Here is an 18,468-nt window from a genome sequence, read left to right as displayed (position 1 = left end):
CACGCGACATCGATCGAGGGGAAGACAGCATGTACGAAGCACAATGCGCCGTGGTCGGCACAGTCATCACCAATCCCGTCAAGCGCTCCACGCCCACCGGCGACGAGGTCCTCAGCTTCCGGATGGCCAGCAACGCCCGACGGCAGGACCGCAACACCGGCGAATGGACCGACGGTGGAACCCTCTACCTGACGGTCACGTGCTGGCGTCGCCTGGTGCGCGGCGTCGGGGCGTCGCTGATGAAGGGCGACCCGATCATCGCCTACGGACAGCTACGCACCAACGAGTACACCAATCGTGACGGAGTCGAACGCGCGGATCTCGAGATGCGGGCCAGTGCCGTCGGACCGGATCTCGCGCGCTGCAACGTCTCGATCCACCGAACGCGAGCGGTGGCATCCGACGCTGCGACGGACGGCGATCCGGGAGCGACCGAACCCGTGGACGCGGATGAGGATCGCGATCACGACCGCATCGACGACGACGTGCGCGAGTCCGTTCCGGCCTGACGCACTCCCGGGACCCGCCGTCCGCGCTGCATCGGAACCTACGATCGGGTGTGGACGGCGGCTGCGCCCTCGGGCGGTGGTGCCGGAGACTCGCTCGCACCGATAAGCTGGGCGTCATGGCTGAATTCATTTACACCATGAAGAAGGTGCGCAAGGCGCACGGCGACAAAGTCATCCTCGACGACGTGACGATGAGCTTCTATCCGGGAGCGAAGATCGGCGTCGTCGGCCCCAACGGCGCCGGTAAGTCCAGCATCCTCAAGATCATGGCGGGAATCGATCAGCCCGGAAACGGTGAGGCGTTCCTCGCTCCCGGTGCCTCGGTCGGCATCCTCATGCAGGAACCGGTCCTCGACGACACCAAGACCGTTCGTGAGAACGTCGAGGACGGCCTCGGCGAGACGATGGTCCAGCTCAAGCGGTACAACGAGATCGCCGAGCTGATGGCCACCGACTACTCCGACGAGCTGATGGAAGAGATGGGCGAGCTGCAGGAAAAGCTCGACCACGCCGATGCCTGGGAGATCGACTCCCAGCTCGAACAGGCGATGGACGCGCTGCGCTGCCCGCCGCCCGAGTCGCCCGTCACCAACCTCTCCGGTGGTGAGAAGCGTCGCGTGGCGCTGTGCAAGCTGCTGCTGAGCAAGCCGGACCTGCTGCTGCTCGACGAGCCGACCAACCACCTCGACGCCGAGAGCGTGCTCTGGCTCGAGCAGCACCTGGCCGCGTACTCGGGTGCAATTCTCGCCGTCACACACGACCGGTACTTCCTCGACCACGTGGCGCAGTGGATCGCCGAGGTCGACCGCGGACACCTGTACCCGTACGAGGGCAACTACTCCACGTACCTGGAGAAGAAGGCCGAACGCCTCGAGGTATCGGGCAAGAAGGACCAGAAGCTGCAGAAGCGCCTCAAGGACGAACTCGCCTGGGTTCGCTCCGGTGCCAAGGCGCGTCAGGCCAAGAGCAAGTCTCGTCTGGCTCGTTACGACGAGATGGTGGCCGAGGCCGAGAAGACCAGGAAGCTCGACTTCGACGAGATCCAGATCCCCAACCCGCCGCGCCTCGGCGACGTCGTGGTGGAGGTCAAGAGCCTGGACAAGGGCTTCGACGGCCGCGTACTGATCAAGGATCTCTCGTTCACGTTGCCCCGCAACGGCATCGTCGGCGTCATCGGCCCCAACGGTGTCGGTAAGACGACTCTGTTCAAGACGATCGTCGGGCTCGAGGAGCCGGACGGCGGTGAGGTCAAGATCGGACAGACGGTCAAACTCAGCTACGTCGACCAGAACCGGTCGGGCATCGACTCGAAGAAGACGGTGTGGGAGACGGTCTCCGACGGCCTCGACTTCATCACCGTCGGCAACTCCGAGTTCCCGTCCCGCGCGTACATCAGTTCGTTCGGGTTCAAGGGTCACGATCAGCAGAAGCCTGCAGGAGTTCTGTCCGGTGGTGAGCGCAACCGTCTGAACCTGGCGATGACCCTCAAGCAGGGCGGCAACCTGATCCTGCTCGACGAACCGACCAACGACCTCGACGTCGAAACACTCGGATCGCTCGAGAACGCGCTCGAGGAATTCCCCGGTTGCGCCGTGGTCATCTCGCACGACCGGTGGTTCCTGGACCGCACCTGCACACACATCCTGGCGTGGGAAGGTGGCTTCGGCGACAACGAAGCCGCGTGGTACTGGTACGAGGGCAACTTCGAGGGCTACGAGGCCAACAAGGTCGAACGCCTCGGACCCGACGCGGCCCGTCCGCATCGCGTCACACACCGGAAGCTGACCAGGGACTGACGTGGCAGGAAAGACCTTCACCTGCACGCTCCAGGTGCGGTGGGGAGATTCCGATCGCCTCGGCCACGTCAACAACACCCGCTTCGTCGAATACCTCCAGGAAGGCCGCGTTCAGTTTCTGAACGCGGTCCTGGGAGGCTCGAAGCAACGGGGTGCGGCCGTGGTCCGAAAGCTCGTCACCGATTTTCTGCACCCGATTCTCGACGACTCCGGACCGTTGACGATCGAGCTGTGGGTCACGCGTATCGGGACCACCTCCTACGGCGTCCGGCACGTGGTGACCGACCGCGACGGAAAAGTGTGCGCGGATGCCGAGGCGACGATGGTCGCATTCGATCTCGCCACCTCGTCGTCGCGTCCTCTGGACGAGCACGAGCGGGGACTGCTCACCGAGTACCTGCACGTCGAATAGAGCCGTCGCGCAGTTCGCCACGCGCCGGGTCTGCGAGGTCACTGCGGTAACGGGGTGTTCGACACTAAGGTCGAGTAGTCATCGACGACCGGCGATCGGCGGGCGTCGGGAAAATCCTCACGAGGGAGTACTCGAACACCATGCCACGCTCGCTGGACCTGCCCGACAACGATTGGGCCGACGGGCTCGACGACCGACTCCTGGCCGAGCTGGCGACCCTGCGTGCCGAGTACTTCGAGCACGTGGACACGACGGCCGTCGGAGCGTCCGCGCACAGCCCCGACACCACGTCCTTTCATCGGCACGTCCGGTTGGCCGCGCAGCGGCGTCCCGAGACCGCGAACGTGGCGGTTCACCGACCGAGTGAGTCGAGTTCTGCCGCCCATCGGGCCGCGGGCAGCTACCTGCAGATCGTCACCGACGACATGCCGCTCCTCGTCGAATCGGTCATCTCGCTGCTCTCCCGACTCGGCATCGAGTACACCGACGTGGTTCATCCCATCCTCTCGGTGGCCCGCGACGCCGACGGCAAGCTGACGGGCCTGACCGCCGACGGTCGACGCGAATCCTGGATTCACGTTCAGCTGCATCCCGCCACGTCCGAGGACGCGCTTGCCCGCGTCGAGTCGGAGGCGCGCCGGGTGTTGGCCGACGTGCGTCAGGTGGTCGGCGACACCGATCGAATGCGTCGGGTGCAGGCCGAAGTCGCCGATCTTCTCGACGGAGCGGCCCAGCGGGCCGGTGATCCGGAGTCCGACATCGCCGTCGATCATCGCGACGCCGCCGCGTTGCTGCGCTGGCTGGGCGACGGCCATTACACGCTCCTCGGCTACCGCCGCTACCGGATCGACGGAGTCGACGGCGCACGGACGGCCACCGGCGACGAGTCGAGCAGTCTCGGTGTCCTGCGCGACGCGGCGCACGACGTGGACGGCTCGGAACCCCTCGGTCAGCGCGATCTGGTGACCCTGACGCAGGGAGCTAGTCCGGCCACGGTGCACCGCGCGGTCTACCCCTACTTCGTGAGTGTTCTCGACAACGAGAACTCCGCCGAGCACCGCTTCGTCGGCGTCTTCACCGTCACGGCGCTGCACGAGAACGTGCTCGACATTCCGGTGATCGAGCGTCGGGTTCGATCGGTGATCGCCCGCGCAGGCCACGATCTCGGGTCGTTCTCCGGTCAGGCGATGCTCGAAGTGCTGCAGTCGATGCCGCGCTCGGAGCTGTTCGCCACCTCTGCGGCCTGGCTGTTCGAGACCGCGAGTGCTGTTCTGGCACTTGGCCGTCGGCGCAAGGTCAAACTGTTCGTCCGGCCCGACGCCAGCGGCTCCTTCGTCTCCGCCCTGGTGTACCTGCCGCGCGATCGCTACACCACCCGTGTGCGCCTCGCCATCCAGGATCGGTTGCTCCGCGAACTCGGCGGTACCTCTCTCGACTACACAGCGCGCGTGACGGAATCGGACCTGGCGCTGTTGCACGTGACCGTCCGTCGCGCACCGGGAACGGCGTCGACGGAGCTCGACGCCGAGGACATCACCCGGATCGAGGCGGCGCTGACCGAGACCACCAGAACCTGGGAGGATTCCCTAGGCGACGCAGTCTCGCTCGACCGTACGGTCGACCCGCTGCGGATTCAGCGGTACACCGAGGCGTTCCCCGAGGCCTACAAGCAGGATTTCAGTCCGGCTCGGGCGGTCACCGACATCGCGCGCCTCGAAGGGCTCGGTGCCGAGTCGATCGACATGCAGCTCTACCGCAACGAGCAGTCCGCCGTTGGCAGTTGGCGGTTCTCGTTGTACATCGGCGGCGCGGGCGTCTCGCTGTCGCAGGTGCTGCCCATTCTGCAGAGCCTCGGCGTCGAGGTCGACGACGAACGACCGTACCCCGTGGTTCGGCCGGACGGAATGTCTTGCTGGATATACGATTTCGGGCTCTCCGCCTCGCGCGAGATGCTGCGCTCGGCAATCGACGGTGACATCGATGCGGAATTGTCCGAGGCAGGCACCGCCGATCGTGAGAGCCGAGTGCAGCATCGGTTCACCGACGCGTTCGCGGCGGTGTGGAGCGGCGCTGCCGAGGCAGACCGGTTCAACGAGCTGGTCATGCGCGCGGGCCTGCACTGGCGGCAGGCCGTGGTGTTGCGCGCCTACGCGAAGTATCTGCGCCAGGCCGGTTTTCCCTACAGTCAGTTCAACATCGAAGGTGTGCTGCTGACGCATCCGCGCACCGCTCGGCTGTTGGTCGGGTTGTTCGAGGCGCAGTTCGATCCCGAGGCGAGCTCGGAGGAGAACGCGCAGTCGATCGGCACCCAGCTGGGGGAGCTGATCGACGAGGTCGTCAGCCTCGATGCCGACCGAATCCTGCGCAGCATGTTCGAGCTGATTCGCGCGACCTTGCGAACCAACTACTTCGTGGTGGGAGTCGACGGCGAACATCGCGAGTACCTCTCGCTCAAGTTCGACCCGCAGTCGATCGCCGAATTGCCCAAGCCGAAGCCGAAGTTCGAGATCTTCGTGTACTCACCCCGCGTCGAAGGTGTGCACCTGCGGTTCGGGGCCGTGGCCCGCGGCGGACTGCGCTGGTCGGATCGACGTGAGGACTTCCGGACCGAGATCCTCGGACTCGCCAAAGCCCAGATGGTCAAGAACGCCGTCATCGTGCCGGTCGGAGCCAAAGGCGGATTCGTCGTCAAGCGGCCCCCCGTCGTGACCGGTGACGCCGATCGAGATCGTCAGGCCCATGCCGAGGAAGGCAAGGCCTGCTACCGGCTGTTCATCGCCGGGTTGCTCGACATCACCGACAATCTCGACCGTGCCACCGGAACGGTGACGGTTCCCACCGGCGTCGTACGCCGCGACGGAGACGACACCTACCTCGTCGTTGCCGCGGACAAGGGCACCGCGACGTTCTCCGACATGGCCAACGACGTGGCCGCGAAGTACGGCTTCTGGCTCGGCGACGCCTTCGCCTCCGGTGGTTCGGCCGGCTACGACCACAAAGCCATGGGCATCACCGCCAAGGGTGCGTGGGAGAGCGTCAAACGCCACTTCCGCGAGCTCGGAATCGACACGCAGAGCCAGGATTTCACCGTCGTCGGTGTCGGCGACATGAGCGGAGACGTGTTCGGCAACGGCATGTTGCTCAGCCGGCACATTCGCCTGCTCGCCGCGTTCGATCACCGGCACATCTTTCTCGATCCCGACCCCGAGCGTGAGTCCTCGTTCGCCGAGCGGGAGCGGTTGTTCGCACTGCCGCGGTCGTCGTGGGCGGACTACGACACCTCGCTCATCAGTGCGGGCGGTGGAGTGTGGGAACGGACCCGTAAGTCCGTCCCGATCAGTGCGGCTGCACGTGCCGCCCTGGGGCTGGGCGATTCCGTGGACGCGCTGTCTCCGCCGGAGCTGGTGAACGCAATCCTTCGGGCCCCGGCCGATCTGCTGTGGAACGGCGGAATCGGCACGTACATCAAGGCATCGACCGAGACCAATGCCGAGGTCGGCGACAAGGCCAACGACATGGTCAGGGTCGACGGAATCGACGTCCGCGCCGCAGTGGTGGGGGAGGGCGGCAACCTCGGAGCCACCGCCCTGGGCCGCATCGAATACGCCGCTGCCGGAGGCAAGATCAATACCGACGCCGTGGACAACTCGGCGGGTGTCGACTGCTCCGATCACGAGGTCAACATCAAGATCCTGTTGGAAACGGCCATCACCAACGGCAACCTGGCGCGCGAGGATCGAGACGAGCTGCTCGCGTCCATGACCGACGAGGTGGGCAGATTGGTGTTGTGGGACAACATCATGCAGAACGAGCTGCTCGGCACATCGAGGTTCGACGCACCGAGCCTGGTCACCGTGCACAGTCGGGTGATCGAGGATCTGGAAGTGCGCCGCGGACTCGACCGAGAGCTCGAGGCGCTACCGACCGAGGCGGACCTGCGGCGTCGCAAGCAGGACGGCCGAGGATTGACCTCGCCGGAACTGGCGACGTTGATGGCTCACGTGAAGTTGGCTTTGGAAGCGGAGTTGCTCGACAGCGAACTCCCCGACAGCGACGTCTTCGCTCCGCGGCTACCCAAGTACTTCCCCGAGCCGCTGCGCGAGCCGTATGCCGACGCGATCACCGCACATCCGCTCCGGCGGCAGCTGGTGGCCACGACGCTGGCCAACGAGGCCATCGACTGCGGCGGCATCACGTTCCCCTACAGATTGACCGAGGATTCGGGTGCGGCAGGCACCGATGCCATTCGCGCGTTCGCGGCCGCCACCGAGATATTCGGACTCGACGAGGTGTGGAACTCGATCAGGGCCGCGGACGTGCCGACAGCGGTCTCGGCCGAACTGTTGCTCGAGTCGCGCCGCATGCTCGACCGCGTCTCGCGGTGGCTGCTCGCCAACCGTCCCCAGCCGCTGGCCGTCGGAGCCGAGATCAGCCGGTACGCCGGCCAGGTGCGGGCACTGCAACCGTCGGTGTCGACGTGGATCTCCGGGCATCAAGCCAGCGACCTGGACTCGCGATCGGCTGCGGCGATCGAACGCGGCGCGCCGGCCGACCTGGCTCGTCGGATCTACGGGTTGCTCGACGTGTACTGCCTGCTCGACATCATCGACATCGCCGACATCGTGGATCGGGACGGAGCCGAGGTCGCGGAGCTCTATTTCGCCCTGGACGCGCACATCGGTATCGACTGGTTGCTCACTGCCGTCTCCAAGCTGGCTCGTGGAGATCGCTGGCACTCGTTGGCGCGCTTGGCCCTTCGCGACGACCTGTACTCCTCTCTCCGGGGAATCACGCAGGCCGTACTGGCCGGCGGCGAGCCGGAGGAGTCGGTAGCGGAGAAGATCGCGGAATGGGAGTCGACCAACTCGTCCCGGCTCGCGAGGTCTCGCGCTGCATTGACCGAGATCGCCGAGTCGGGAACCCTCGACCTGGCCACCCTGTCGGTCGCTGCCCGACAGGTGCGCAACATGGTGCCGTGATCGACACGGTGCCATGACCTTCCGCACCACGTCGCAACTGCCGAAAACGACGACACTCGACCGAGAAGAGGGAACGACCACGTGAGTGTGCCCGACGCCCATCTGTCCGACCAGCGACCTGCAACCGCGCGAGTGGGCTTCCATGCCACCGTGGACGTGCGGTGGTCGGACATGGATGTGTACCAACACATCAACCATGCCCGGATGGTCACTCTCCTCGAAGAGGCCCGCATTCCGTGGCTGTTGGTGGACGGGAGGCCCACGGCGAACCTGCGTCACGGAGCGGTGATCGCGGATCTGCACGTGAAGTATCGAGGCCAGCTCCGGCACGAGGACGGCCCCCTCGATGTCTTCATGTGGATCGATGCGGTGCGGGCGGTGGACTTCGTCGTCGGCTACGAGGTGCGGGCCAGGGGTGCCTCGCTTGACACCCCTGCCGCCGTCGTGGCCTCGACGCAGATCGCGGCGTTCGACATCGATGCGCAGCGGTTGCGTCGACTCACCCCGTCCGAGCGCGAGTTCTTGATGAGCTGGCAGCGTGTATGAGCGCGTACTGACCGTTCCCGACGCGGTCGAGCGGGAGAACCTCGCGACGTTCTGCAGCAGGGCGCTGCGTCTGGACGAAGCTGCGGTGATCCGTATGCGGACCCGAGCAGGTGGCGGTGTTTCGTGTTGGGCAGCAACGGGTTTCGATGCGCTGGCAGCGCGGGTGATCACCGGAACCGTGGTGCCCGACGACACCAGTGCCGGTGCCGACGTGTTGGTTGCGGCGGCGGCGCAGGCGGTCGACGGTGTGATCGACCCGGGGTTCTCGATGGATTCCGCGTGGCGCGGTGCCCTGCCGCCGGACGGCGGATTCGACCATCTCGACGATGTGCCCGCCAGGGTGCTCGTGGGGCTTGCGCAACGCGGCGTCGCACTGGCCAAGGAGCACGGCAGCAGCCACGGCCCGCCGAGTTCGTTGCTCGAACAGGAAGTTCTCCACGTCGCCGGTGACGCCGACGACGTGTCGATCTCCATGCGAACGGTGTTCGCCCTCACCGCAATGGGTTTCGTTCCGCACAGCGGCAGCGATCCGTTGACCGTCGACATCGACCCGGATCGAATCGCACCCGACGAGGTCGTTCGGGTGCGCGTGTCGAAGGTGTGGCTACGCCTCGATGCCCGCTACGGGTCGATCTTCGCTCGTCGGGCCGGGCAGCAGTTGTCGCTCACCGTCGAGCGTTAGACGAGCCACGCAGCAGCGTTCGCCGGAAGTTTGCCGTCCACCAGCGGGGCACTGGCCAGCAGCAACTCGCCGGGAGGCAGCGGGATCGACTCCTCCGACGCGTTCAGGGCACAGATCAGGCCGCCGCTTCGGCGAAACGCCAGGCAGCCGGGAGGTGATCCGTACCAATCGATTCCGGTACCGGTGAATTCCGGACGCAGCGCCCGCAGTTCGAAGGCCGTCCGGTAGAGGCTCAGCATCGAATCGACGTCCTCGAGTTGCGCCTCGGCGGTGTACCCGTCCCACTCCGGCGGCATCGGCAACCAGGTTCGATCCGTGGAGGAGAATCCGAAGGGCGGTGAGTGTCCCTCCCAGGGCATCGGCACCCGACAGCCGTCTCGGCCACGTTCGGCATGCCCGGATCGCTCCCACACCGGATCCTGCAACGCGCTGTCGGGCAGTTGCACGTTGGGCAACCCGAGCTCGGCACCGTTGTACACGAAAATTGTTCCGGGAAGGGCCAATTCGACGAGAATCATGGCGCGGGAGCGCGCCCGACCCCGGTCCCCACCGCCGTACCGGGTGACTTCGCGCTCGACGTCGTGGTTCGACAATGTCCACGTGGGAGTTCCGGCGACCAGTTCGACAGCGGCGAGGGAATTGGAGATGGCGTCGCGGATGGTCGACGCATCGAAATCGACACTGGCCAGTCGGAAGTTGAAGCCCAGGTGCAGCTCGTCGGGCCGGATGTATTCGGAGAACCGCACGTTGTCCTGCACCCAGATCTCGCCCACGGTCACCGCGTCGGGGAATTCGTCCATGACGGCTCTGATGCGTCGATGCAGCTCGTGGACCCGAGGGTTGTTGAATCGGGGATCGTCGTCGTCGTTCTTCATCAACGCGTTCAGTTCGAGACTCATGTCGGCCAGGTCCACCGGTTTGGCCATACCGTGCGCCACGTCGAGTCGGAAGCCGTCGACGCCGCGGGAGAGCCAGAATCGCAGGGTGCGCGCGAAGTCCTCGAACACCTCGGGATTGTCCCAGTTCAGATCCGGCTGCTCGGGCGCGAAGATGTGCAGGTACCACTGGCCAGGGGACCCGTCGGGCTCGGTGATGCGGGTCCAGGCCGGGCCACCGAATATGCTCGGCCAGTTGTTCGGTGGCTGCGAACCGTCGTCACCGCGTCCGTCTCGAAAGATGTAGCGGGCTCGTTCGGCACTACCGCGCGCAGCTGTCAGGGCCGATCTGAACCACGGGTGCTCGCTGCTGGTGTGATTGGGCACCAGATCCATCGTGACCTTGATGTCGCGCGCATGAGCCTCGTCGACCAACGCGTCGAAGATCTCCAGGTTGCCGAACAAGGGGTCGATGTCGCGAGGATCGGACACGTCGTACCCGTGATCGGCCATGGGCGACCGCGTGATGGGTCCGATCCAGACGGCGTCGATACCAAGCAGTTCGAGGTAGCCGAGCTTGTCCCGAATTCCGTCGAGGTCACCGATGCCGTCACCGTTGGAGTCCGCGAACGACCGGGGATAGATCTGGTAGAAGACGGCGTCCTGCCACCACAGCAGCTCGGAGCTTTCGATCGGATCGGTCACAAGGGGCAATAGTGCCAAACGATCGGCCGCGGAACGATTCAGGGGCGTTGGGGCACAGCGGGAGGCAGGAAGTCAGGTCAACGAACAGTAAAGCTTTGTGCTCATTCACATGACCGACTCGTGCCGTTTCGTTGAGAAAGTGTTGTATGTTTCTGCTCTGGCAACCAGTAGCGGCGGAAGCCGCGCCCGACGGTGAGGACGCGACGGAAACCATGATCACTTCGACCATCGAAGCCGTACGACTCGGCGACATCGCACTCGACGACAGCCCCATCGAACCCACCTGGATACTCGAAGGAAACCCGCAGGCGCGCCTCGCCGAGTGGTCGAAGAGCATCGACGGCACCACCACCACCAACGTATGGGACTGCACTGCGGGACGTTTCCGTTGGTACTTCGCCGTCGACGAGATCGTGCACATCATGGACGGTTCGGTGACCGTGTCCAGTGACGACCACGCACCGCGCACCCTGCTCCCGGGTGATGCTGCACTGTTCCGTGCGGGCACCTGGTCGGAGTGGCACGTCGAGAACTACGTACGCAAGCACGCCATTCTGCGCCAGCATCTGCCGGCGCCCGTGAGTTTCGCACTCAAGGTGGCCGGTTCCGTTCGCGCCCGCATGGGCAACCTCAGGGCCGCTGCCGGCGGCAAGAGCCCGCAGCGGGTCGGATCGCTGTAACCCGCTGCGCTGCCGCCGTCAGATCGCCGAGTTCATCATCGAATTGGCGGCCATCTCCATGTAGTCGATCAGCTGTGCTCGGTGCGCGGAGTCCATGACCTTCGGGTCGATCGACGCGATCGCGATGTGCATGCAGCGAAGCCACGCGTCTCGCTCCATCGGTCCGATCCGAAACGGGTTGTGTCGCATCCGCAATCGAGGATGACCGCGCTCGTCGGAGTACGTCCGCGGACCGCCCCAGTACTGTTCGAGGAACATCCGCATCCGTCGTTCTGCCGGTGCCAGATCCTCCTCCGGGTACAACGGGCGCACTATCTCGTCCTTGGCGACTTCCTCGTAGAACTTCGCCGTGAGTGACCGGAACGTCTCGGCACCGCCTACCGCGTCGTAGAACGTCTGCTGCGGTTCGGTCATCACACTCTCTCTGTTCGTTCCTGGTCGGAGTCGCTCACCATCATGGTCTGTTCAGTTGCCGCGCTCGGCCACGACCCCACCCGGGCGACCCAGTGCGTACGGTGCCTTGATGTCGGCATCGTCGAATGCCTGGAGTATCTCCTGGTGGAGTCGGCGCTGCACGGCCCACTGGCGGCCGGGGCGGGTCTTGATCGTGATGCGGATGGTGACCGTGTCGGCGCTGACCGCATTGACCCCGAGCATCTCGGGCGGTTCGAGAATGTCGTCGGCGAAGTCTTTCGACTCCACCACCTTCAGCGTGGTGCGTTCGGCGACTGCGCGGGCCTCGTCGATGTTGGCCGTGTGGGACACGGGCAGATCGAGAACGGCGACCGCGAAACCCTGACTCATGTTGCCCACGCGCAGCACCTCGCCGTTGCGGCAGTACCAGACCGTGCCGTTGACATCCCTGATCGTCGTGACGCGTAGCCCCACGCTCTCGACGGTGCCGGTCGCTTCACCGAGGTCGACGACGTCACCCACTCCGTACTGGTCCTCGAGGAGCATGAAGATGCCCGACAGGAAGTCTCGAACCAGGTTCTGGGCACCGAAGCCCAAGGCGACACCGACGATGCCCGCCGAGGCGATGAACGGAGCGACATTGACCCCCGCCACATCGAGCACCGAGAGCACGAACCACGTGAGAATCATGACCGAGACCGCCGACTTGAGCACCGAGCCGATCGTGTTGGCCCGTTGTTTGCGACGCTCGTTGAGAATCGCGCCCTTGACGGTGCTCGACGACCGGTCGCGGAGCGGACGCAACAGCATCGGAGACTTCCCGACGTTGTTGCGGGTGAATCGGTCGATCAGTTTGTGCAGGACCAGTCGCAGCACGATGGCGAGGACCAGATAGCCCAGAGCCTGCAGCGGACGATCGACCAACCAGTCGCGTCCGGTCTCCGTCAACTCGAAAGCTCGGGTGTCGAGATCTCGCAACAGCGACGGGTCGGGAAGGGACGATGCGGACAGGAAGGTTGATACGGACACCCGAAAAGTCTACGGAGACGTCGAGATCTCGCCAGTCACGCTGCGCATGGAGCCGCCGATCGTCGATCGTGAACGCGAGGACGCGAGATGTTCACCGTTCGGCAACAGAAAATGCCGAGAAAAAGGCTGTGCGTGGACGGTGTATTCGTGTTCCACTGTCACTCGTGTTCCACGCAAGCCATGCGCGGGCGCCGACTGTCTCTGGAGCAACGCATGAAGAACTCGCAACACCGCCATCGACAACTCCCGCCCACTGAGGGCCGCACCACGCACGACCAGCGTGAGACGGCCTCGGGGGCTTCTCCGCTGCGTGTGGTGCCGACGGCTCACACCGCCACGGGCGACGACGCCGTTCCGGCGTGGGTCAAGCGCCGTGTGCTGCTCCTCAATGCCACATTCGAACCACTGACCGCGCTTCCGATGCGCCGGGCGGTGGTTCTTCTCGTTTGTGGGAAAGCCGACGTGGTGCACGACGATCCGGAGGGCCCGTTCATTCGGTCTGCGGACTTCTCGGTCCAGGTGCCGTCGGTGATCAGATTGCGGACGTTCGTCCGTGTTCCGTACCGAGCGCGAGTGCCGATGACCCGCGCCGCGCTGATGCACCGCGATCGGTTCCGGTGCGCGTACTGCGGAAGCAAAGCCGAAACCGTCGACCATGTGGTCCCGCGTAGTCGCGGAGGTGGCCACTCGTGGGAGAACTGCGTCGCTTGCTGCGCCTCGTGCAACCATCGCAAGGCGGACAAATTGCTCAGTGAGATCGGCTGGACACTGCGCGCCCAGTTGGTGCCGCCCAAGGGTCCGCACTGGCGACTGTTGGCGACGACCAAGGAGCTCGACCCGACGTGGCTCGCGTACCTCGGTGAGGGTGCTGCCTGACGCGGTCGGGTCCGCACATTTCGGTCACAACACCGGCCCCGACGTGGTCCGACGCGCAATTGTCGACTAACGTCACACCCCGTGAGCATTTTTGAGACCACGCTGATATTCGGGGTGATTCCGGTTGCGGTGATCGGACTCCTCGGCGCGTTGTCCTACTTGACCGACAAGCAGCCCGGTATGGACGTTCCGCCCTACCGACTGACGGACGAGTGGACGCGCGAGCCATTGCTGTGGAGTGCTACGGACGAGGTGACTCCTTTCGGAGGCCACGGTTCGCACGACGCCGACACAGCCGACTCGATCGGAGGTTCCGCAAGTGGCAAGTGGTGAACTCGTCCGCAGTGACGTCAGAGAAGAAGACCTGCCTTTCGGGGCTGCGCTCACCTCGAGCGGCCGTGTCTCGGCGGCTCACGAGTTCGGGACCGCCAATCCCGAGCACCTGCCGTTCGCCACGCAGGACCTGGTTGCGCTCGACGACGCACTCACCCAAGCGATTCGGCAGACCAAGATCCGGTTCAACGTCTACATCGGTGATCTCGGCGTCGATCCGGCCGCGGGTGCGGATTCGGTGTTCCCCGGGACTCCCGATGCCGTTCGTTCGGTGCTGATCGCCGTCGACCCCAATCGGCACGCACTCGAGATCCGCACCGGCAAGCGAGTGTCCAACCGAGCGACCGACCGGGTCGCACAGTTGGGTGTCACCGCGGCCCTCGGCCCGTTCCGCGACGGAAACCTCATCGACGGTCTGGTCACCTCCGTCCGGGTGATGGCCGCGTCCATCCTGAGCCCCTAGCTCCCTTCCTCCCGACCGCGCTCGTACGACGAGGGCCGGTTGCTCCACCTCCGGGTGGTGCAACTGGCCCTCGTCGTCGGTGCCGTCGAGATCAGCTCGCGTCGAGCTCCCGTGCAGCGAGAGCCCGAACGATTCCGGCCCGGCCCTCGATCACCAGGCGTCGGAGCGCGGGCGGTAGGTCGCCGTCGAGGAATCCGTCCGCCGCAGCGAGGGAGTCCTCCGAGATCGACCAGGACGGGTACAGGCCCACCACGACGGTCTGCGCGACCTCACTCGAACGACGCGCCCAGACACCTTCGATGGCGTCGAAATAGCGGGCGACGTACGGTTCGAGCAGCTCGTCCTGACCTGGTCCGGCGAAGCCGCCGATGATCGAGCGGGCCGTGATGTTGGGAACCGCATCGTCGTCCACCACTGTCGTCCAGGCCTGCTCCTTGACCTCCGCGCTGGGCCGAGCGGCTCGTGCAGCCGCTGCCGACCGGGCTCCGGCGGCAGTGTTGTCCCTGGCCGCCTCGGCGTCGATCACCGGCGAGTCCAGGCCGTCGGCGTCGATCGCACCGGCACCGGCCAGCGCCGTGACGATGCGCCAGCGCAGATCGGTATCCACGCCGAGGCCCTCCAGCGACTGCCCCTCCACATCACCGTCGAGCAGTGCCCTCAGCACGTCGATGTGACGGTCGCCGAGCTCGGTGCCGGTGAGAGCATTGACGAATGCCAGCTGGTGATCCGAGCCCGCTTCGGCGCTGCGCGCCAGGTCGAGCAGTGCATCGGCGAACTCGGGGGTACCGTGCTCGGCCGCCCATGCCGGGTCGGCGTAGCTGGAGATTGCGGTCTGGGCCTGCAGCAGAAGTCGTTGCACCACACCCACTTCCGTCTCAGCGCCGATTCCGCGCTGGACGAGGGCCACGAAGTCTCGCGCCTTCATCTCGGCGGATCGAGTCATCTCCCAGGCCGCCGACCACGCGAGGGTGCGGGGGAGTGGCTCGGCGATGTCGGCGATTCGAGAGAGAAGGACATCGAGCGAGTCCGGGTCGAGTCGCACCGCGCAGTACGTCAGGTCGTCGTCGTTGACCAGGACGAGCTTGCCGCGCGAGACGCCGACCAACGCATCGACGGTCGTCGACTCGGCCGCGTCGAGGTCGAGTTCGACGCGGTCGGTGCGCACCAGCTTGCCGTCGACGTCGTCGTAGATTCCCACCGCGATGCGGTGCACGCGATGCTCGCCCGCACCCGGGGCAGCACCGGTCTGCAGCACCGAGAAGCGGGTGAACTTGCCGTCGGCGTCGACGTCGAAATCCGGGCTCAAGGTGTTCAGGCCGGTGGTGCGCAGCCACTGGGCACCCCAGTCGGAGAGATCGCGTCCCGACGACTTCTCCAGAGCGGCAAGCAGATCCGAGAACGTGGCGTTGGCGAAGGCATGATCGACGAAGTACGCCCGCAATCCGGCGAGGAAGTCCTCCTTACCGACGTACGCCACCAGTTGCTTGAGCACACTCGCGCCCTTGGCGTAGGTGATGCCGTCGAAGTTGACCTCCACGGCCGCGAGATCGGGAATGTCGGCGGCGATGGGGTGCGTCGACGGCAACTGGTCCTGACGGTAGGCCCAGGCCTTCTCGACGTTGGCGAAAGTGGTCCACGCGTTGGTGTACTCGGTTGCCTCGGACTGGCACAGCACCGAGGCGAACGTCGCGAACGACTCGTTGAGCCACAGGTCGTCCCACCACGTCATGGTCACCAGGTCGCCGAACCACATGTGTGCCATCTCGTGCAGCACGGTCTCGGCGCGCCGTTCGTACGAGTACCGCGTCACCTTGGACCGGAAGACGTAGTCCTCGAGGAACGTGACGGCACCCGCGTTCTCCATGGCACCGGCATTGAACTCGGGCACGAAGAGCTGGTCGTACTTGCCGAACGCGTAGGGGGTGCCGAAGTTCTCGTGGTAGAAACCGAAGCCCTGCTTGGTCTCGGTGAACAGGCGCTCTGCGTCCATGTGCTCGGCAAGTGAAGCGCGGCAATAGATTCCGAGGGGAATGGTGCCGTGGTCGTCGGTGTACGAGTCGGTCCACTCCGCGTACGGTCCGGCGATCAGTGCGACGAGGTAGGTGCTCATCAACGGTGTCGTGTCGAACACGTGCTCGCCCGCCGCAGGCTCGGCGGCGTGCGCGGCATTGGAGATGATCGTCCAGCTCTCCGGCGCGGTGACCTTCAGATCGAAGGTGGCCTTGAGATCGGGCTGATCGAAGCAGGCGAACATACGCTTTGCATCGGCGGTCTCGAACTGCGAGTACAGGTAGACCGTGCCGTCCGACGGATCGACGAAACGGTGCAGTCCCTCGCCCGTGTGCGAGTAGACGCAGTCCGCATCGATGACGAGTTCGTTGTGCTCGGCCAGATTCTCGAGCGCGAGGCCGGTCGACTCGTCGTAGTCGGCGGTATCGAGATCGGTGCCGTTGAGCGTCGCAGAGCGGATCGTGCTCGCGATGACGTCCACGAAAGTCGACGCCCCGGCGGTGGCCGCGAACGTGATGGTGGTGAGCGAGCGGAAGGTCTTCTCGCCCGGATTGCCCTCGCCGTCGGTGAGATCGAGAACGATCGCGTACTTCGTTTCCCCGATGATCGCCGAACGCTCGGAGGCTTGGTCACGCGTCAGGTTGGGAGCAACCACTTCAGTCGACACCTCTTCGTGTAGTTATGGATAGTGCCTTCCATCCCATCACGTCACGCGTACCCCTCGCTGGCCGACGGGCCGTGCGGAATGTCTGCGCGGTGGGCGGTTGTTACGCAATGAAGAGACGTTGACCTCGACTTCCAAGGAGTAGGACAGTGGCCGGTTCAGGACAGAAAGACACTGCGGATTTTTGGTTCGACCCACTGTGCCCGTGGTGTTGGATCACCTCGCGGTGGATTCTCGAGGTGCAGCAGGTGCGAGACATCGACGTGAACTTCCACGTCATGAGCCTGGCAGTGCTCAACGAGGGCCGCGATCTGCCCGAGGAATACGCCGCGATGATGAAGAAGGCCTGGGGGCCGGTTCGGGTGGCGATCGCCGCAGCTAAACTGAAGGGCGACGAGGTTCTCGCCCCGCTGTACGCGGCCATGGGAACGCGAATTCACAACGAGGGCAACAAGGATTTCGACGTCGTGATCTCGGAGTCGCTCGCGGAACTGGATCTGCCCGGTGACCTTGCGAAGGCCGCCGAGAGCACCGACTACGACGAGGACCTGCGGACCAGTCATCACGCGGGCATGGACAAGGTGGGGCCCGATGTCGGCACCCCGACCATCCACGTCAACGGCGTGGCCTTCTTCGGCCCCGTGCTCTCCCGAATCCCGCGCGGTGAAGAAGCAGGCAAGCTCTGGGACGCGTCGGTGATCTTCGCGTCGTACCCGCACTTCTACGAGCTCAAGCGCACCCGCAACGAGGACCCACAGTTCGACTGATCGCATGATCCTCGTGCGCGGAAATTCGTACCCTGCTACGAGTTTCCGCGCACGGGGTTCGTCAGGCGACGATCCGATCCGAGCTGTCCTCGGTACCGAACGTCCGATGCTCGCCGACGTGAAACCGCCTCGCCGACCACGCCGCTGCGGCCGCGTCGAGAACATCGTCGACGGCGGGTCCGGGCGGCAGATCCGCGAGATCGAGGTGTTCTTGCCAGCGCATCAGGGTGGACAAACGCTGCCCGGCACCTCGGCCAGACTTCTTCGACGCGAACGTCGTCGTCGGTGACATCGCCCGGAACGAGCATTCGGGATGTACCTCGACGTACCGGTCCCGGTCGAAGTCGGCATCGAGCCAGGCCTTCACGGACGGCAGGATGTGCCACGTCTGCTTGCTGATCGCCTTGCCGGTGAGTTGCCGAGACACCGCACACGCTTCGGGATACGACTCGGCGGCGAGCACGTCGACGACCGGCGTGTGGAAGATCGAGCTCCTCGCCGTTCCGAGAAACCTCTTGGCCTCCAGTTCGCTGACGCGATAACCGCCCCGGGGCAACGACAGCGGCATGTCGACTCCCACTCGTGCGCAGTCCCGAGTCACCTCGAGCACGTCGGCCACCGACGCGCAACCGGTCCACGTCAGCGTGGTCCCGGCCGAGATCGCGACCACCCATGCGCCCTTCGCGCCGTCCACACCGGCGAATTTCTCGGCTTCGGAGTTCACCTGT

General features: G+C 65.2%; 16 protein-coding genes. 11 read left to right on the top strand and 5 right to left on the bottom strand.

The window, feature by feature from the left end; translation table 11 throughout:
• The first annotated feature begins 29 nt into the window (after positions 1-29).
• The 6 genes from CH274_RS14350 to CH274_RS14325 all read left to right on the top strand — a co-directional run bounded on the left by CH274_RS14350 (position 30) and on the right by CH274_RS14325 (position 8,924).
• Complete coding sequence (locus CH274_RS14350) at positions 30-509, top strand: single-stranded DNA-binding protein (protein WP_094631065.1); 480 nt, start codon at positions 30-32, stop codon at positions 507-509.
• A gap of 116 nt (positions 510-625) precedes the next feature.
• Positions 626-2,305: an energy-dependent translational throttle protein EttA gene (ettA, locus tag CH274_RS14345; RefSeq protein ID WP_032394612.1), complete on the top strand. Its 1,680-nt coding sequence runs from the start codon at positions 626-628 to the stop codon at positions 2,303-2,305.
• Between the two features lies 1 nt (position 2,306).
• Positions 2,307-2,717, top strand: a complete 411-nt coding sequence (locus CH274_RS14340; protein ID WP_045194574.1) for an acyl-CoA thioesterase — start codon at positions 2,307-2,309, stop codon at positions 2,715-2,717.
• A gap of 140 nt (positions 2,718-2,857) precedes the next feature.
• The gene (locus CH274_RS14335; protein ID WP_094657816.1) at positions 2,858-7,696 is read left to right on the top strand and encodes an NAD-glutamate dehydrogenase; all 4,839 of its coding nucleotides are present in this window, start codon (positions 2,858-2,860) and stop codon (positions 7,694-7,696) included.
• An 81-nt stretch (positions 7,697-7,777) separates the two neighbouring features.
• Entirely contained in the window at positions 7,778-8,242 is a 465-nt protein-coding gene (locus tag CH274_RS14330) for an acyl-CoA thioesterase (protein WP_094657815.1), read from the top strand.
• Entirely contained in the window at positions 8,235-8,924 is a 690-nt protein-coding gene (locus CH274_RS14325) for a hypothetical protein (protein ID WP_045194580.1), read from the top strand. The genes CH274_RS14330 and CH274_RS14325 overlap by 8 nt, the downstream gene beginning before the upstream one ends.
• On the opposite strand, the gene CH274_RS14320 is transcribed toward CH274_RS14325, so the two are convergent.
• Positions 8,921-10,504: a glycoside hydrolase family 13 protein gene (locus CH274_RS14320; protein WP_094647518.1), complete on the bottom strand. Its 1,584-nt coding sequence runs from the start codon at positions 10,502-10,504 to the stop codon at positions 8,921-8,923. The genes CH274_RS14325 and CH274_RS14320 overlap by 4 nt on opposite strands.
• A gap of 212 nt (positions 10,505-10,716) precedes the next feature.
• Here CH274_RS14320 and CH274_RS14315 point away from each other — a divergent pair, with 212 nt between their 5' ends.
• Positions 10,717-11,184: a cupin domain-containing protein gene (locus tag CH274_RS14315; protein ID WP_032394784.1), complete on the top strand. Its 468-nt coding sequence runs from the start codon at positions 10,717-10,719 to the stop codon at positions 11,182-11,184.
• 18 nt (positions 11,185-11,202) lie between these two features.
• On the opposite strand, the gene CH274_RS14310 is transcribed toward CH274_RS14315, so the two are convergent.
• Together CH274_RS14310 and CH274_RS14305 are read right to left on the bottom strand one after the other, a co-directional pair.
• A complete protein-coding gene (locus CH274_RS14310) occupies positions 11,203-11,598 on the bottom strand; it encodes a globin (protein ID WP_032394607.1) in 396 nt (131 codons plus the stop codon).
• Between the two features lie 51 nt (positions 11,599-11,649).
• Complete coding sequence (locus tag CH274_RS14305) at positions 11,650-12,609, bottom strand: mechanosensitive ion channel family protein (protein WP_045199538.1); 960 nt, start codon at positions 12,607-12,609, stop codon at positions 11,650-11,652.
• A gap of 231 nt (positions 12,610-12,840) precedes the next feature.
• On the opposite strand from CH274_RS14305, the gene CH274_RS14300 reads away from it, so the two are divergent.
• The 3 genes from CH274_RS14300 (at position 12,841) to CH274_RS14290 (ending at position 14,299) form a co-directional block, all read left to right on the top strand.
• Positions 12,841-13,503, top strand: coding sequence for an HNH endonuclease (locus tag CH274_RS14300; RefSeq protein ID WP_176459074.1), 663 nt, complete (start codon positions 12,841-12,843; stop codon positions 13,501-13,503).
• An 81-nt stretch (positions 13,504-13,584) separates the two neighbouring features.
• Positions 13,585-13,836, top strand: coding sequence for an aa3-type cytochrome oxidase subunit CtaJ (gene ctaJ / locus CH274_RS14295; protein ID WP_032394605.1), 252 nt, complete (start codon positions 13,585-13,587; stop codon positions 13,834-13,836).
• On the top strand, positions 13,823-14,299 hold the full coding sequence (locus tag CH274_RS14290; protein WP_032394604.1) for a DUF5130 family protein: 477 nt from the start codon (positions 13,823-13,825) through the stop codon (positions 14,297-14,299). Before ctaJ ends, CH274_RS14290 begins: the two co-directional genes overlap by 14 nt.
• 91 nt (positions 14,300-14,390) lie before the next feature.
• On the opposite strand, the gene pepN is transcribed toward CH274_RS14290, so the two are convergent.
• Positions 14,391-16,964 (bottom strand): aminopeptidase N, encoded by a 2,574-nt coding sequence (pepN, locus tag CH274_RS14285; RefSeq protein WP_094657814.1) that lies wholly within the window; start codon positions 16,962-16,964, stop codon positions 14,391-14,393.
• A 158-nt stretch (positions 16,965-17,122) separates the two neighbouring features.
• Between pepN and CH274_RS14280 the strand changes: the two genes are divergently transcribed.
• Positions 17,123-17,740 (top strand): mycothiol-dependent nitroreductase Rv2466c family protein, encoded by a 618-nt coding sequence (locus tag CH274_RS14280; protein ID WP_045194585.1) that lies wholly within the window; start codon positions 17,123-17,125, stop codon positions 17,738-17,740.
• 61 nt (positions 17,741-17,801) lie between these two features.
• Here CH274_RS14280 and CH274_RS14275 read toward each other — a convergent pair whose 3' ends face one another.
• Positions 17,802-18,464: a DUF429 domain-containing protein gene (locus CH274_RS14275; RefSeq protein WP_094631070.1), complete on the bottom strand. Its 663-nt coding sequence runs from the start codon at positions 18,462-18,464 to the stop codon at positions 17,802-17,804.
• Positions 18,465-18,468: the final 4 nt, after the last annotated feature.

The organism is Rhodococcus sp. 06-418-5 (assembly GCF_002258285.1).
Taxonomy (GTDB): Bacteria; Actinomycetota; Actinomycetes; order Mycobacteriales; family Mycobacteriaceae; genus Rhodococcoides.
This window is presented reverse-complemented; position numbering and strand designations above follow the sequence as displayed.